At 34.7% G+C, this 15,781-nt stretch carries 14 protein-coding genes; 13 read left to right on the top strand and 1 reads right to left on the bottom strand.

Annotation, left to right across the window (positions count from 1 at the left end; genetic code table 11):
• The first annotated feature begins 6 nt into the window (after positions 1–6).
• From ES675_RS04425 to ES675_RS04370, 13 genes are all read left to right on the top strand, one after another.
• Positions 7–2,808 carry a T9SS-dependent choice-of-anchor J family protein gene (locus tag ES675_RS04425; RefSeq protein WP_066248681.1) on the top strand — a complete coding sequence of 934 codons (2,802 nt, stop codon included), beginning with the start codon at positions 7–9 and terminating at the stop codon, positions 2,806–2,808.
• Between the two features lie 80 nt (positions 2,809–2,888).
• Positions 2,889–3,827 carry a bifunctional riboflavin kinase/FAD synthetase gene (locus ES675_RS04420; RefSeq protein WP_066248676.1) on the top strand — a complete coding sequence of 313 codons (939 nt, stop codon included), beginning with the start codon at positions 2,889–2,891 and terminating at the stop codon, positions 3,825–3,827.
• A complete protein-coding gene (locus ES675_RS04415; RefSeq protein ID WP_066248673.1) occupies positions 3,814–5,145 on the top strand; it encodes an HTTM domain-containing protein in 1,332 nt (443 codons plus the stop codon). The genes ES675_RS04420 and ES675_RS04415 overlap by 14 nt, the downstream gene beginning before the upstream one ends.
• Positions 5,146–5,178: 33 nt before the next feature.
• Positions 5,179–6,450 (top strand): serine--tRNA ligase, encoded by a 1,272-nt coding sequence (serS, locus tag ES675_RS04410; RefSeq protein WP_066248669.1) that lies wholly within the window; start codon positions 5,179–5,181, stop codon positions 6,448–6,450.
• A gap of 159 nt (positions 6,451–6,609) precedes the next feature.
• Positions 6,610–6,738: a hypothetical protein gene (locus tag ES675_RS16675; RefSeq protein WP_255365485.1), complete on the top strand. Its 129-nt coding sequence runs from the start codon at positions 6,610–6,612 to the stop codon at positions 6,736–6,738.
• A gap of 170 nt (positions 6,739–6,908) precedes the next feature.
• Complete coding sequence (locus tag ES675_RS04405; protein WP_066248666.1) at positions 6,909–8,678, top strand: tetratricopeptide repeat protein; 1,770 nt, start codon at positions 6,909–6,911, stop codon at positions 8,676–8,678.
• A gap of 104 nt (positions 8,679–8,782) precedes the next feature.
• Positions 8,783–9,109: a DUF4286 family protein gene (locus ES675_RS04400; protein WP_066248663.1), complete on the top strand. Its 327-nt coding sequence runs from the start codon at positions 8,783–8,785 to the stop codon at positions 9,107–9,109.
• A gap of 37 nt (positions 9,110–9,146) precedes the next feature.
• Positions 9,147–9,926 carry a 16S rRNA (adenine(1518)-N(6)/adenine(1519)-N(6))-dimethyltransferase RsmA gene (gene rsmA / locus ES675_RS04395; RefSeq protein WP_066248659.1) on the top strand — a complete coding sequence of 260 codons (780 nt, stop codon included), beginning with the start codon at positions 9,147–9,149 and terminating at the stop codon, positions 9,924–9,926.
• Positions 9,927–9,964: 38 nt separating this feature from the next.
• Positions 9,965–11,338, top strand: coding sequence for a magnesium transporter (mgtE, locus tag ES675_RS04390; protein ID WP_066248653.1), 1,374 nt, complete (start codon positions 9,965–9,967; stop codon positions 11,336–11,338).
• A 236-nt stretch (positions 11,339–11,574) separates the two neighbouring features.
• Positions 11,575–12,531 carry a 2-hydroxyacid dehydrogenase gene (locus ES675_RS04385; protein WP_066248650.1) on the top strand — a complete coding sequence of 319 codons (957 nt, stop codon included), beginning with the start codon at positions 11,575–11,577 and terminating at the stop codon, positions 12,529–12,531.
• 9 nt (positions 12,532–12,540) lie between these two features.
• Positions 12,541–13,050, top strand: a complete 510-nt coding sequence (locus tag ES675_RS04380) for a DUF4199 domain-containing protein (protein ID WP_066248646.1) — start codon at positions 12,541–12,543, stop codon at positions 13,048–13,050.
• A gap of 6 nt (positions 13,051–13,056) precedes the next feature.
• Entirely contained in the window at positions 13,057–13,515 is a 459-nt protein-coding gene (locus ES675_RS04375; RefSeq protein ID WP_066248640.1) for a DUF1801 domain-containing protein, read from the top strand.
• A 2-nt stretch (positions 13,516–13,517) separates the two neighbouring features.
• Complete coding sequence (locus tag ES675_RS04370) at positions 13,518–13,901, top strand: VOC family protein (RefSeq protein WP_066248634.1); 384 nt, start codon at positions 13,518–13,520, stop codon at positions 13,899–13,901.
• A 36-nt stretch (positions 13,902–13,937) separates the two neighbouring features.
• Here ES675_RS04370 and ES675_RS04365 read toward each other — a convergent pair whose 3' ends face one another.
• Positions 13,938–15,767, bottom strand: coding sequence for a GNAT family N-acyltransferase (locus tag ES675_RS04365; RefSeq protein ID WP_066248631.1), 1,830 nt, complete (start codon positions 15,765–15,767; stop codon positions 13,938–13,940).
• Between the last annotated feature and the right edge of the window lie 14 nt (positions 15,768–15,781).

Here is a 15,781-nt window from a genome sequence, read left to right as displayed (position 1 = left end):
TCGAACATGAAACAAAACAACTTTAAACTATTCTGGTTACTTCTATTATTAATAAGTATTTCCAGCTTGTATGCACAGGAAAAATCAAGCTTTAGATCGATTTCAGATACGCCTTTACAATTAACACAGGAAAATCAAAGACACTTTAATGAAACTGGATTTGTAAGATGTGCTACTGTAGAAGTTGAAGCCTTACGTAGACAAAACAATCCTAACATTCAATCTACAGAAGAATTTGAAAATTGGTTAGCACCTTTAATGGAAGCTCGTTTACAGCGAATTGCTATTGAAAAAGCAAACGGAACTTACAGAAGAGCCGTGGTTAATATTCCAATAATTTTTCACGTGCTTTCTAGCGCTCAAGGTAATGTTCACGATCTATCGGCTGCAAAAATTCAAGCACAGATTGATCAATTAAATATAGATTTCAATAATCTTGCAGGAAGCACAAATGCTATAGCTACATCGGCTGAAATCAATTTTATTCCTGCAGCTGTTGATCCAGACGGAAATATTTTACCTGAACCAGGTATTGATAGAGTTTATGGTTATTCAGGTACAATTTCAACTGGACAATTAAATACTACTATTAAGCCAGCAACTATTTGGGATCGTTCTATGTATGCAAACATTTGGACTGCCAATTTAGGAGGTGGATTATTAGGTTATGCACAATTCCCTTCAAACTCAACCTTGCCAGGAATGGATCCAAATGGAGGTTCTCCTTTAACTGATGGTGTGGTTATACTTTCTGGAAGTGTTGGTTCGGTTGCTAATCCTGGAACAGCTGCTCCTTATAATTTAGGACGTACATTAACTCACGAAATGGGTCACTGGATTGGATTAAGACATATTTGGGGAGATTCAAATTGTGGAAACGATTTCTGTGCAGACACACCTCAAAGTGCATCATCAAATGGCGGTTGCCCTGCAAATCAAACTACTTGTGATGGAAACAGAGATATGGTGGAAAACTATATGGATTACACAAATGATGCTTGTATGGATATTTTTACATTCGATCAAGTAAATAGAATATTAACCGTTATTGAAAATGCCGATGGAATTTCGGATTTACCAAATTCTACAACGGGTTATGCTGAACCTACAATTTATATAAGTTCTACACTTCCATCAGGAATTATGGAAGATAATGCCTGTGGATTTCAAGATATTGAAATTTCTATAGCAGCAAGTTCAGGTGGAACGGCTTCTGCAACAGCTACATTGGTTAATTCGGGAACAGCAACTGAAAATATTGATTTTGAGCTTATAAACAATTCGGTATCGTTTGCTCAAGGTTCCACAGCCGCTAGTAACACGGTTACTCTTCGCATCTATCAAGATGGTATGATTGAAGCAGATGAAACGATTTCATTAAATGTTAACACGACTACTACTGGAGACTTGGTAGCAACTGGAACTACTTATACAACTACTATAACCAATGATGATAACGCAGCAGTAAGTTCTGGAAATTCTGTTTTATTTAGTGATGGCTTTGAAACATATACAGACTGGCAAATAACGCCTGTTGGTGGTTGGACTATGCTAGATAATGATGGCGACACAACTTTTGGAGCTGATAATAATACTTTTACCAATGAATCTTACGTAGGAACTTTTATAGTTTTTAATCCTAGCCAAGGTACACCAGCATTTGCTGCAGGATGGGATGCTCATTCTGGAAACAAAGGATATTACTGTTTTAACTCAACTGGTAGTTCTAGCGGAACAGCTGAAAATGATGATTACATCTTTACGCCTCAGATCTCACTAAATGGCACCAATAGTGAACTTAAATTTTGGGCACAAAGTTTAACTGATAATTATAATGGAGGCGAGCGTTTTCAAGTAGGTATTTCTACAACAAATACCAATCCAGCTAGTTTTACATTTATTACACCTGCTCCTTACGTGATTCCACCATTAGAATGGACAGAATACACCTATGATTTATCAGCATATGATGGTCAAGATATTTATATTACGATTCATGTGGTATCTGCAGATGAGTTTGTATTTATGTTTGATGATATTTCTGTTACCGCAGACACAACCAATGGTGCTCAAACGGAAGTTAACCCAGCAGTAACTGCTGGTATTAATGAAGCTGGAACGGCATTTTACGTAGATGCTAATTCTGGAAACGTGATGGTAGATATTGACAATACTGGCGGTTTTAATTATGGCTGTGTAGATGTTTCCGTATCTAGAGATGTGGCAAATGCAGGAGCAGCGGCTGTTATGTACAGTGCTAATACAGATCTTGATACTTTTGTTACGGCAAAAACATTCGATATTAGTACAACCAATGCTAGCACATCTGATGCGTCAACTATCAATTTCTACTTCAGTGAAGATGAACTTGCCGATTGGGAAGCCCTTACTGGAAATTCTAGAAATAACCTTTTTGTAAAAAAAGAAGGCACTAATGAAATTGCATCTGTAAGTATTTCTGCTTTTGGAGCTGATTCTAAATTATCAGCATCCTTTACAACAGGTTTAGAAGGAACATATGTATTTGGTACGCAATTAGCGTTATTATCTGTTGATACGTTCAATATCAATTCGATTATATCAATTTATCCAAATCCAACTACGTCTGTTTTAAATATTAAAACAACAGATTCCAACTTGCCTAATAGCTATGTTGTTTACAACATGCTTGGTCAAGTTGTTAAAAATGCTTCTATAAATGGTATTTCAGATCTACAAATCAATACATCTGATATAAGCAATGGTATGTACTTTATAAAAATTAGTAAAGACAATTCATCTTTAACATTCCCATTTATTAAGAAATAAAACGTTTCTTTTAAAACTTAAAAGCGGATTGGTATTTATATCAATCCGCTTTTCTATTTTTGTACAAATACTTTTTTCCATTGAAAATAATACAAACGCATCATAGCGACTTTGAGAATGAAACCGTTGTTACCATTGGCACATTTGATGGTGTTCATATTGGACATCAAAAAATAATAGAAAAACTTGTTACGTCTGCCAAAAAAAATGCTTTGAAATCAGCTATTCTGACCTTTTTTCCACATCCACGAATGGTACTGCAGAAAGACACCACCATCAAACTACTCAACACCATAGATGAAAAAGCAGCCATCATGGAAGCTCACGGGTTGGATTATCTGGTTATTAAAAAGTTTACTAAAGCATTTTCCCGACTAAAGGCCAAAGATTTTGTTTCAGAAATTTTAGTGAAACAATTACAAGCTAAAAAAGTTATTATTGGGTACGACCATCATTTTGGAAGAAATAGAACGGCCAATATTGATGATTTACGCCAATTTGGTACGGACTACCAATTTGAAGTTGAAGAAATTTCAGCACAAGATATCAATGATGTCTCTGTTAGTTCCACAAAAATTAGAACAGCCCTTTTAGAAGGTGATATTAAAACAGCCAATAGTTATTTAGGTTATAACTACATGTTAACGGGAACCGTAATTCGCGGAAAAGGATTAGGTAAAGAAATAGGCTTTCCAACGGCTAATTTGCATATTGCAGAAAGCTATAAGCTAATACCAGCTGATGGTGTTTACGTGGTGAAATCTGAAATAAACAACGACACGTATTTTGGTATGATGAATATTGGCACGAATCCTACGGTTAGCCAAAATGATAATCAGTCTATTGAAATTAATTTCTTTAATTTAGAAGAATCATTATATGGTTCTAAACTAAAAATAGACATGCTTGAACGCATCCGAAACGAACAAAAGTTTAATTCCGTAACCGAATTACAGTCACAATTAGAAAAAGATAAACAAACAGCTTTACAGTATATAAAAAATCATGCGACTCACTAATTTTCTTTTTAAGCAAGTTGATAATTCGGCCTTAATAATCTTTCGGATTATTTTCGGCCTGCTTTGTTTTTTAGAATCTATTGGTGCTATTTTCACGGGTTGGATTAATCGCACTTTAATAGAACCACAGTTCACATTTTCCTTTATTAGCTTTGAATGGCTGCAACCTTTACCGGGTAACGGCATGTATATTTACTACATAATCATGGGGCTTTTTGGCCTATTTATTATGCTTGGATATAAGTATCATGTAAGCGCTTTTATGTTTACCCTTTTATGGACAGGCACGTATTTAATGCAAAAATCATCTTATAACAACCACTATTATTTATTGGTGCTTTTAAGTGCTATCATGATTATTTTGCCAGCACATAAAAATGTATCTATAGATGCCAAATTAAATCCAAAAATCAAGGAGATTGCTATGCCAAATTGGTGCAGGTATATTTTTATTTTACAGATGTTTATCGTTTACACTTACGGCTCCATTGCCAAACTGTATCCAGATTGGCTAGACGCATCTGTTATGGCTATTCTAATGAAAAGTAAAGAACATTATTATTTCATAGGTGAGTTCCTGCAAAATGAATCCATGCACTATTTTCTAGCTTATGGCGGTATTTTATTCGATGGATTAATTATTCCATTACTACTATACAAACCAACGCGTAAATATGCGTTTTTTGCCTCTATATTTTTTCATCTTTTTAACTCCTTTGTTTTTCAAGTTGGAATTTTCCCATACTTATCACTTGCTTTCGCTTTATTCTTTTTTGAACCAAAAACAATCCATCGCATATTTTTAAAAAGAAAACCTTTTTATGAAGGCTCTGACGTAATTATTCCATCCTATAAGAAACCAATGCTTGCCATTTTTGCCATCTATTTTTCAGTTCAAATCTTATTGCCACTGCGTCAGTATGTGTTTCCACAATCAGTTTTATGGACAGAAGAAGGTCATAGAATGTCCTGGCGCATGATGTTGCGCTCAAAAAGCGGACATACGGTTTATTATGTTGTCGATAAAAAAACGCAAGTTAAAACCACCATTAATTTAGACCATTATTTAACACCTAAACAAAAGCGTTTAGCTAGTGCTAAAGCAGATGTTATTTGGCAGTTTTCGCAAATACTAAAAGAAGATTTTGCTAAAAAAGGACAAGACGTTTCCGTGTTTGTCGATTGTAAAATAAGCGTGAATGGTCGCCGTTATATTCAATTTATTAATCCAGAAGTAGATATAGCCGCTACCAAGTGGTCTGCATTTAAGCATAGCGAATGGATTTTACCACCAAAACAAGATTATTTCACACGGTAATTACGTAAATTTGCCGCTTAAAATTTTTATTCCATGTTACAAGTACCTTTTATTAGAGAGCATAAAGATTTGGTTATTGAACGTTTGGCAAAACGCCAAATTGATGCCACCAAAATGATTAATGAAGTCATTGCACTTGACGAACAAAGACGTCAGGAACAAACATTACTTGATAATACGTTGTCAGAATCCAATACGCTTTCTAAAGAAATTGGTACACTATACAAATCTGGTCAAACTGAAAAAGCAAATGCGCTTAAAGCCCGAACTTCAGATTTAAAAAACCAATCGAAAGAGTTAACAGATAAGTTAAATGAAACTGCTGAAGCTTTAAATCAGTTATTATATAAAATTCCGAATGTTCCAAATGAACTCGTTCCAACTGGAAATTCTGAAGACGAAAATGAAGAGATATTTAAAGAAGGAACGATTCCAACCCTTCACGAAAATGCGATACCTCATTGGGAATTAGCTAAAAAGTATGATATAATCGATTTTGAATTAGGCAACAAAATTACAGGTGCTGGTTTTCCAGTCTACAAAGGAAAAGGCGCCAGATTACAACGTGCATTAATTGCTTATTTTTTGGATAAAAATACCGAAGCTGGTTATACCGAATACCAATTACCGCTTTTAGTAAATGAAGCGTCTGGTTTTGGAACTGGTCAGTTACCAGATAAAGAAGGACAAATGTATCATGTAACGGAAGACAATTTATACCTGATACCAACTGCCGAAGTTCCTGGAACCAATATTTTTCGCGATGTTATTTTAAACGAGAGTGAATTACCAATTGGCATTACAGGTTACACACCTTGTTTCCGTCGTGAAGCCGGGAGTTATGGTGCTCATGTACGTGGTTTAAACCGTTTACACCAATTTGATAAAGTGGAAATTTTACGTGTTGAGCATCCTGAAAACTCGTATAAAGCTTTAGATACTATGGTAGAACATGTAAAAGGAATTTTACAGGAACTTAAATTACCATACCGTATTTTACGCCTTTGTGGAGGCGATTTAGGGTTTACGGCTGCTATGACTTATGATTTTGAAGTGTTTTCAACAGCTCAAGACAGATGGCTAGAAATTTCATCTGTTTCTAATTTTGAAACCTTTCAGGCTAATCGTTTAAAATTACGTTTCAGAAATAGCGAAGGTAAAAATGAATTAGCACACACACTTAATGGAAGTTCATTAGCATTACCGCGCGTATTGGCAGGCATTTTAGAAAACTACCAAACACCAGAAGGTATTGTTATTCCAGAAGTATTAATATCTTATACAGGGTTCTCTATAATTGATTAAACATGTAGGTTGTATCCTACTTCATTTTCAATATAATTTCTCAAAAAATCGTTAAAAAGCAAAAATCACCTGCTGTTTAACGATTTTTTGCTGTTTTATTTTGTTAATTAATAAATATTGTTGAAGTTCGTGTACCCTAAAGTTTTAAACCTACTTATCATGAAAAATCTTACACGACTTTTTCTCCTAATCGTTTTAGCAGTAATAGCTGGTAAAGTCCTTGTTTCAGATTTCGATTTATCACAAAAAGAACATGCAAATACAACGGTTTCCGTTGTTTCAGAATAATATAAGTAAAATTGCCCCAATCAGGTAATTGAATCATTTTGTAATTTACAATGATTAATAGCACACTTATTTTGGTTGGTAAATGCCTGAAAACACTTCAGGCATTTTTTTTATAAAAACATTCACATCATCTACAGCGCACTTTTGCTATATTTACACAAAGTAATATTATGCGTCTTTTTCTTTTATTCTTTTTTCTATTATCAGTCAGTATGTTTTCTCAAGAAGACTTGCTCGCTAAAGAGTATTCTAAAAACGGAGAGTTTGAAAAAGCACTCTTGGCTTATCAAGAATTACATAGAAATTCGGCTAATAATAACGCCTATTTTTTGGAACTTATCAAAACGCATCAGCAGCTAGAGCAATTGGATGAAGCTGAAGCCCTTTTAATCCAGCAAATTGAACGGGTAAAATATCCCGCGCTATATGTGGAATTGGGTTATAATTATCAATTAAAAAACGATTTAGAATCTGCCAATACCAATTATACAAAAGCCATTTCCTTTTTAGACGAAAATCCAAATTTCGCGTATTCTGTGGGTAAATTCTTCGAAAATCGCTCGCTTTTAGATCAAGCTATCACCACTTATGAGAAAGCCATGATTCTGAAACCAGCCATGAATTTCAACATTCAATTATCACGAATTTATGGCGAACAAGGCAATGTAGAAAAAATGTTTAGTAGTTATTTAAATTTCGTGGACGTTAATAGTTCCTATTTAAATACAATTAAACGTGCCATGAGCGACTTCATAACAGATGATCCAGAAAACGAAAACAATCTCATTTTAAAACGCTTATTGCTCAAAAAAATACAACAAGAACCTAACTTGCTTTGGAATGAATTATTGAGTTGGCTTTTTATTCAACAAAAGGATTACAATAAAGCATTTGCGCAAGAAAAAGCTATCTTTAATAGGCAACCAGAAAGTCTAGAGCGCATTGAAGAATTGGCCTTTGTAGCTATGAACGACAATGATTTTGATGTATCTAAAAACATTTTCACCTATTTGGCAGAAACAGCTCAAAATCCAGATGTTCAAATTGGCGCACATTATAATTTACTGCAAATTGATCTAAAAACAGAAACCGATTTAGAAACTATTGACAACACCTATTTAGAGCTTTTTGAAACCTTCGGAAAATTTAATCAAACCATAAATCTGCAAATTGCCTATGCACACTTTTTGGCATTTCACAAGCATGATCCGCAAGCAGCAACGGTTTTGTTAAAAGAAAGTTTAAAACTACCCTTATCAGATTTAGATGAAGGAACAGTAAAATTAGAATTAGGTGATATTCTCGTATTGCAGGAAAAATTCAACGAAGCTTTAATTTATTTCACTCAAATTCAACGGAATTTAAAAAATAGCACATTGGCTCAAGAAGCACGCTTTAAAGTAGCTCAAACCAGTTATTATAAAGGCGATTTTAAATGGGCAGAATCCCAACTTAAAATCTTAAAATCATCCACATCACAACTCATCGCTAATGATGCTTTGGATTTAATGTTGCTGATAACGGATAATAAATTTGAAGATTCCACACAAGCCGCTTTAAAACTTTACGCCAAAGCCGATTTAATGGCCTTTCAAAACAAACCCAATGAAGCCATTGCGCTTTTAAATACCATTTTAGAAAATTACAAAGGGCAATCCATAGAAGATCAAGCACTTTATAAGCAAGGCAAACTTTATGAGTCTAAAAATCAATTTGAAAAAGCAGTCGTAAACTATCAAATCATCATTGCTAATTTTAAAGATGATATTTTAGCGGATGATGCCTATTTTGCCATAGCCGAATTGCATGAATATCAGCTTCAAGATCCACAAAAAGCCAAAGAAAACTACGAGCAAATTATTTTTAATTACCAAGACAGTATTTACTTTGTGGATGCACGAAAAAGATACCGTGTTTTACGAGGAGACGATTTAAATTAGAAAATATCACCTTAATTCACGAAAAAAGGCTAAAACCTTTTGATGATGAGCGCGAACTCCTGTAATTTGCACAACTAGGTATTTAAACAGCAAATCTTACACGCATGATTATATATAATGTGACCATAAACATTGAAAACAGCCTCCAACAAGATTGGTTAAATTGGATGAAAACAGACCACATTCCAAAAGTATTAGCTACTGGAAAATTTAAAGATGCCAAACTAACGCGTGTGTTAATTGAAGAAGAAATGGGTGGTGTTACCTATTCTGTTCAGTTTTGCGCTCATTCGCGACAAACATTAGATAGCTATTATGATGACGATGATGAAGGATTTCGATTAGATGGACTTAAAAAGTTTGGCGACAAAATGCTCTCATTTTGTACCGAATTAGAAGTTATAGAAGAATTTACCATGAGTACAAAATAGAAAATAACCCATTTTCAAAAAAACAAAAAAATCAAACATGTCTGTAAAAGCAAAAAAATATTTAGGCCAGCATTTTTTAACGGATGAAACCATTGCAGAAAAAATTGCCGATTCCTTGTCTTTTAAAGGCTACAAGCACGTTTTGGAAATTGGTCCTGGTATGGGCGTTTTAACCAAGTATCTTCTTAAAAAAGATATCACAACGCACGTTATAGAAATAGATCCCGAATCAGTTGAATATCTTAAAAACAACTATCTCAATTTAGCCGATCGGGTTATAGAGAAAGATTTTTTAAAATACGATTTAAAAGAAGTTTTCAATGACGAGCCCTTCGCTATAATTGGAAATTTCCCTTATAATATTTCCACGCAAATTGTATTTAAAACTTTAGAAATGCGCGACCAGATTCCGGAGTTTTCAGGCATGTTTCAAAAAGAAGTTGCCCAACGTATTTGTTCCAAGGAAGGCAGCAAAGTGTATGGTATTTTATCGGTTTTAACACAAGCGTTTTATGAAGCCGACTATTTATTTACCGTTCCACCTACGGTTTTTAATCCACCACCAAAGGTTGAATCTGGCGTACTAGTTCTAAAACGAAAAGAAAATTTTGAGCTTCCATGTGATGAGAAATTATTTTTCAAGGTTGTAAAACAAGCATTTCAACAACGGAGAAAAACATTGCGAAACAGCTTAAAAACCTTCAATCTGTCTGATAATTTGAAAGCAAATGTTATCTTTGACAAGCGACCAGAACAATTATCTGTAGCCGCTTTTCTAGAACTTACACAATTGATAGAAACCGATGAAAATGACTAAATCTTTGTTGTCTTAACAAAGTAACTTAACAAAAACGCATGTCCGAAGAACAAGAGAATATCCAATTTCAGCTTACAGACGAACTTATTGAACAGGTTGAGAATCTTATCGAATTTAAAAACGATAAGGATCTTAAAACCTTATTGATGGATTTTCACCATGCCGATATAGCCGAGATTCTTGATGAAATCAATCTGGAAGAAGCCGTTTACGTTATTAAATTATTAGATTCAGAAACCACTTCGGATATTCTAATTGAGTTAGATGAGGACACGCGTGAAAAAATTCTTAAAAACTTATCGGCTAAAGAAATTGCCGAAGAAATTGAAGAATTAGACACCGATGATGCAGCCGATATTATAGCGGAACTTTCTGAAGAACGTCAAGCCGAAGTCATCTCTCATATTGAGGACACAGAACATCGTGATGAAATTACCGAACTTTTAGCCTATGATGAAGACACGGCTGGTGGACTCATGGCAAAAGAACTCGTCAAGGTTTACGAAACTTGGACCGTTGCAGGTTGTTTACGCAGAATTCGTGGCCAAGCAAAAGATGTGAGACGCGTACATTCCATTTACGTAGTAGACAGACAGAATAAACTAAAAGGGCGCTTATCTTTAAAAGATTTAATTGTTGCTAAAAGCGATCAAAAAATTGCCGACATCTATATTACCAGTGTGGATTATGTTTTTGTAGACGAAGATGTTGAGGAGGTAGCCAAAATCATGCAGAAATACGATTTAGAAGCCATTCCTGTAGTCGATAAAAATTATACATTGTTGGGCAGAATTACCATTGATGATATTGTAGATGTTATTCGTGAAGAAGCGGATAAAGATTACCAATTAGCAGCAGGTATTTCGCAAGATGTAGAAGCCGATGATAGTATCTGGAAACTCACCAAAGCGCGTTTACCATGGTTATTAATTGGAATGTTTGGTGGCCTTGGAGCCGCTGGAATTATCGAGCAATTTAACGATCACATGGGAGCCTTCGTCGTGCTATTAAGTTTTGTTCCTTTAATCCAAGCAACCGCTGGAAATGTCGGTGTACAATCGTCAGCTATTGTTGTTCAAGGATTGGCAAATGACACCATAGATGGCAACATTGTTAAACGCTTATTAAAGGAAGCCTTACTCGGTTTGGTAAACGGAATCGCTATTGCCTGCATTGGTCTGGTCATTACACATTTCGTTTTTAGCACACCTTATATCGTTTCTATAACCATTAGTATTGCGCTAGTAGCCGTGATTATTATGGCAGCAATTATTGGCACGTTTATTCCTATTTTTCTTGACAAACGCGGCATTGATCCAGCCGTAGCAACAGGACCATTTATTACAACCAGTAATGATTTATTTGGCATATTAACGTACTTTCTCATTGCCAAACTCATTTTAGGTTTTTAATTTTTAAATGATTTTTTTGCGCTACCATAAAGGTCGCGCTATCCACTTTATCTTTTCTTTTTTTCTAAAAAAAGAAAAGGATGCCGTTTCAACTGCAAAGCAATCATGAGTTCTTATTTATCAAATTAAGAATGGGCGCGTAATCGCTGGCACACATAATTGCTTGAATTGAAAACCTGGAGTTCATGTTTAGGTTTCATATATTTGATGTAAACTAATCCGTTGTTTTTTTATACATGAAAATACTCCACTTAGATACCAATCACCCATTATTGCTTGAGCAATTGCATGCTTTAGGCTTTCAAAACGATGAAGATTACACGGCTTCCAAATCGGACATTGAGGCTAAAATTCATGAGTATGATGGCGTTATAATTCGTAGTCGTTTTTCCATAGACAAAGAATTCTTGGATGCGGCTACTAACCTAAAATTTATTGGTCGCGTAGGTGCAGGTGTGGAAAATATTGATGGTGACTATGCAAAACAAAAAGGTGTTCAGCTTATTTCCGCACCAGAAGGAAACAGAAATGCAGTTGGCGAACATACTTTAGGTATGTTGTTATCCCTATTCAACAAACTCAACAAAGCAGACCAAGAAGTTAGAAACGGAAACTGGTTACGTGAAGAAAATCGAGGTGTTGAACTGGATGGAAAAACCGTTGGACTTATTGGCTATGGGAATATGGGAAAAGCCTTCGCTAAAAAATTACGTGGTTTTGATGTCACTGTTTTATGTTACGACATTAAATCCCATGTTGGTGATGAAAATGCCAAGCAAGTGGATTTAAAAACACTGCAAACCCAAGCAGATGTTTTAAGTTTACACACTCCACAAACACTACTAACCCTCAACATGGTGAATACCGAGTTTATAAACACTTTCCAAAAACCATTTTGGCTGATTAATACGGCTCGAGGCAAAAGTGTTGTAACTGATAATTTAGTAACCGCCTTAAAATCTGGTAAAATTTTAGGTGCTGGATTAGATGTTTTAGAATACGAAAAAGCATCGTTTGAAAATTTATTCAAGAAAGATGTCACATCGAGCGCAGTCGAGATGCCACAGGCTTTTCAATATTTAATTCAAGCTAAAAACGTGCTTTTAACACCACATGTTGCTGGTTGGACGGTTGAGAGCAAGGAGAAATTGGCTCAAACTATTGTCGATAAAATTAAAATAAAATTTTGCTAACTTACAATCATGAAACAAACAGTTTATAAATACGGATTATATAGTAGTGGCTTATTAATATTACTTTTTAGTACATCATTTATTTTTGAAGGTTCCTTGGATTATTCCATGAGTGAAGTAGTCGGATATATCAGTATTATATTATCGCTTTTATTTATTTATTTTGGAATTAAGTATTATCGTGACACCATAAATAATGGAATTCTTAAATTTTCAAAAGGATTAAAAATTGGTCTACTCATCTCCGTTTTTACATCGTTAACTTTCGGACTCATTAATGTAGTTTATACCACATTTATAAATCCAGATTTCACAACAGAGTATTATAATCACTCGATTGAAACCTTCCGAGGAACATTATCTGACGCTGATTTTCAAGCTAAATTAATTGAATTAGAATCGCAACGCGAAATTTTCGGGAATCCTTTTTTTAACTTTTTTCTTATGGCATTTACTGTTTTTATTATCGGATTTGTAATATCAGTAATTTCAAGTGGAATCCTTAAACGTAAAGCCTAAAAAATCATGCAATATCAAGCATCAACTCCTGAAGATTATATTAATCAAACCCCAGAAGAACGACATGAGGTCTTAAAACAGTTACGCAAAACCATTACTACGAATTTGCCTAAAGACTTTGAAGAGGGTATTCAATATGGCATGATTGGTTATTACATACCACATAGTGTATATACTGATGGTTACCATTGCAACCCGAAGGAGCCCTTACCTTTCATGAGTTTCGCTTCACAAAAAAACTCAATAAATCTATACCATAGTGGCATATACGCAGTTCCCGAAATTCATGATTGGTTTGTTTCTGAGTATCCTAAACATTGCAAACGAAAACTAGATATGGGGAAAAGCTGTATTCGATTTAAGAATATAAATGAAATTCCATTTAACCTAATTGCGGAACTTTGTAAAAAACTATCCGTAAAAGAGTGGATTTCAATTTATGAAACGAACATAAAAAAAACATAATAATGAAAAAACGCGTCACAGGAATTGGTGGAATTTTCTTTAAAGTAAAAGACCCAAAAGCTTCAAAAGATTGGTATAAAACCCATTTAGGTTTTAATACAGATGATTATGGTAGCACCTTTAAATGGAAAGACAATGAAGGTAACGATTGCACCACACAATGGAGTCCATTTCCGGAAGACACAGCATATTATGAGCCCTCCAAAAAAGACTTCATGTTTAATTATCGTGTTGAAAATTTAGTTGATCTTTTAAAGACCTTAAAAGAAGAAGGGGTAACCATTGTAGGCGAAATGGAAGAATATGAATACGGTAAATTTGGCTGGATTTTAGACAATGATGGAAACAAAATTGAACTCTGGGAACCTATAGACAGCGCATTATAAATAACCTTGCCAAGGTTTTAGATTATTAAACCAATATTAATCGTCAGTTTGTTCAGAAAGCTTACGTTCCAATTCCGCCTGAAACTCTTCCATTACCGGCTTTACAGTGCTTTCAGGTAAATCGGCAATTTTAATATACATTAAACCATCAACCGAATTATTAAATAACGGATCCACATTAAAGGCCACTAATCTGGCATTTTGCTTGATGTATTTTTTTAGTAATACAGGCAAACGTAAAGCTCCTGGCTCTACCTCATCAATAATTTTATCAAACTTATTCAAATCGGCTTCCGTTTCATCAAACACAAAATCCTTATCAGCATCTTTAAGTTTAACTTTAAACTCTTTTTTAGGGTGTACATATTGCGCCACATACGGATCGTAATAATGAGATTTCATAAACTCAATCATCAACGATTTAGAAAAATTAGTAAACTGATTACTGATACTAACGCCTCCAATTAAATATTTATGCTCTGGATAACGCAACGTGGTATGCACAATACCTTTCCAAAGTAGGAATAACGGCATTGGTTTTTGCTGATAGCTTTTTATAATAAAGGCACGACCCATCTCAATGGATTGGCTCATCATTTTATGTAATTCTGGCTCAAAACGGAACAGATCCTGCAAGTAAAAACCATTAATACCAAATTTTTTAAATATCTCGGAGCCTAGACCCATTCTATACGCACCTACAAGAATATTCGCTTCAGAATCCCAAAGAAACATATGGTGGTAATAGGTATCAAAAGCATCTAAATCAATAGCTTCATTGGTTCCTTCCCCTACTTCACGAAAGGTTATTTCGCGCAGACGACCAATTTCCTGTAAAATATTTGGAACTTTATTGGCTGGAGCTAAAAACACCTCGTAATTTTTACTTTGAAGTAATCGGAAATCGTCCTCGCGAAGCGCATCCACTTCTTCGGTCATTAATTTTTTATCAACCTGACCAACAATACGCTTTGGTGGTTTTGGTAATTTCAGCTTGTTTGGAAAGTTGCTTAATAAATTATCCTTCTCATCAAAGGAATTGGATAACATATAGGTTTTTCGTCTTAAAAACTCTGAAAAACCTTCTAATGTTGGATGTTCATTTTGATCGGCAACCGAAATAGGTCTACCAATTCTAACTTTAATGGTTCGACGCTTTTGTGTTAATAATTCTGAAGGTAATTTGGCCGTTCTAAATGTATCGCTAATTTTAGATAATTTATAAAATAGCGAGCTATTTTTTGCATGAAAATAAATAGGAACAACCGGTACATTGGCCTTTTGAATCAGTTTAATAGCTGCTGGCTCCCAAGGTTTATCCACCATCAATTTACCATCGCGATAGGTAGATACTTCACCTGCAGGAAAAACACCTAATGGATGACCTTCGCGTAAATGCAGAATGGCATTTTTAAATCCTGCAATGCTAGATTGCGCATCTTTTTTATCCTCGAAAGGATTTACAGGCATGATGTATGGCTTTAAAGGCTCAATTCTATTCAGCAAAAAATTAGCGATTATTTTAAAATCCTTACGCTGTTCTAACATTAATTTTAGAAGCAAAATACCATCAATACCTCCTAAAGGATGGTTGGAAACAGTAATAAAAGGTCCTTCTTTTGGTAAGCGCTTGAAGTCTTCTTCAGGTATATCAAACTTTATTTGAAACTCATCTAAAATAGCATCTAAAAACTCTAGATCAGACAAATGCTTGTTGCGATTATAGATCGCGTTAAGCGTGGAAATTTTCAATAATTTCATTAGACCCCAGCCTGCAAAAGTACCAATAACACCATACTTATCCAGCTGTATGGCTTTAGCGACTTCCTTTGCTGTTACTAATCCTTTATCTGATTGATTACTCATTAAAACAAATGTAA

Origin of the sequence: Algorimicrobium algoritergicola (assembly GCF_008086165.1) — a bacterium.
GTDB classification, from domain to species: Bacteria; Bacteroidota; Bacteroidia; order Flavobacteriales; family Flavobacteriaceae; genus Algorimicrobium; species Algorimicrobium algoritergicola.
The sequence above is the reverse complement of the archived record's forward strand: the minus strand, read 5'-3'. Positions and strand labels throughout refer to the sequence as shown.

Excerpts from the sequence above, each read along its gene's own strand:
- ES675_RS04425 (WP_066248681.1), top strand. The coding sequence starts at position 7 with ATGAAACAAAACAACTTTAAACTATTCTGGTTACTTCTATTATTAATA.
- ES675_RS04415 (WP_066248673.1), top strand. The coding sequence starts at position 3,814 with ATGCGACTCACTAATTTTCTTTTTAAGCAAGTTGATAATTCGGCCTTA.
- serS (WP_066248669.1), top strand. The coding sequence starts at position 5,179 with ATGTTACAAGTACCTTTTATTAGAGAGCATAAAGATTTGGTTATTGAA.
- ES675_RS16675 (WP_255365485.1), top strand. The coding sequence starts at position 6,610 with ATGAAAAATCTTACACGACTTTTTCTCCTAATCGTTTTAGCAGTAATA.
- ES675_RS04405 (WP_066248666.1), top strand. The coding sequence starts at position 6,909 with ATGCGTCTTTTTCTTTTATTCTTTTTTCTATTATCAGTCAGTATGTTT.
- ES675_RS04400 (WP_066248663.1), top strand. The coding sequence starts at position 8,783 with ATGATTATATATAATGTGACCATAAACATTGAAAACAGCCTCCAACAA.
- rsmA (WP_066248659.1), top strand. The coding sequence starts at position 9,147 with ATGTCTGTAAAAGCAAAAAAATATTTAGGCCAGCATTTTTTAACGGAT.
- mgtE (WP_066248653.1), top strand. The coding sequence starts at position 9,965 with ATGTCCGAAGAACAAGAGAATATCCAATTTCAGCTTACAGACGAACTT.
- ES675_RS04385 (WP_066248650.1), top strand. The coding sequence starts at position 11,575 with ATGAAAATACTCCACTTAGATACCAATCACCCATTATTGCTTGAGCAA.
- ES675_RS04380 (WP_066248646.1), top strand. The coding sequence starts at position 12,541 with ATGAAACAAACAGTTTATAAATACGGATTATATAGTAGTGGCTTATTA.
- ES675_RS04375 (WP_066248640.1), top strand. The coding sequence starts at position 13,057 with ATGCAATATCAAGCATCAACTCCTGAAGATTATATTAATCAAACCCCA.
- ES675_RS04370 (WP_066248634.1), top strand. The coding sequence starts at position 13,518 with ATGAAAAAACGCGTCACAGGAATTGGTGGAATTTTCTTTAAAGTAAAA.
- ES675_RS04365 (WP_066248631.1), bottom strand. The coding sequence starts at position 15,767 with ATGAGTAATCAATCAGATAAAGGATTAGTAACAGCAAAGGAAGTCGCT.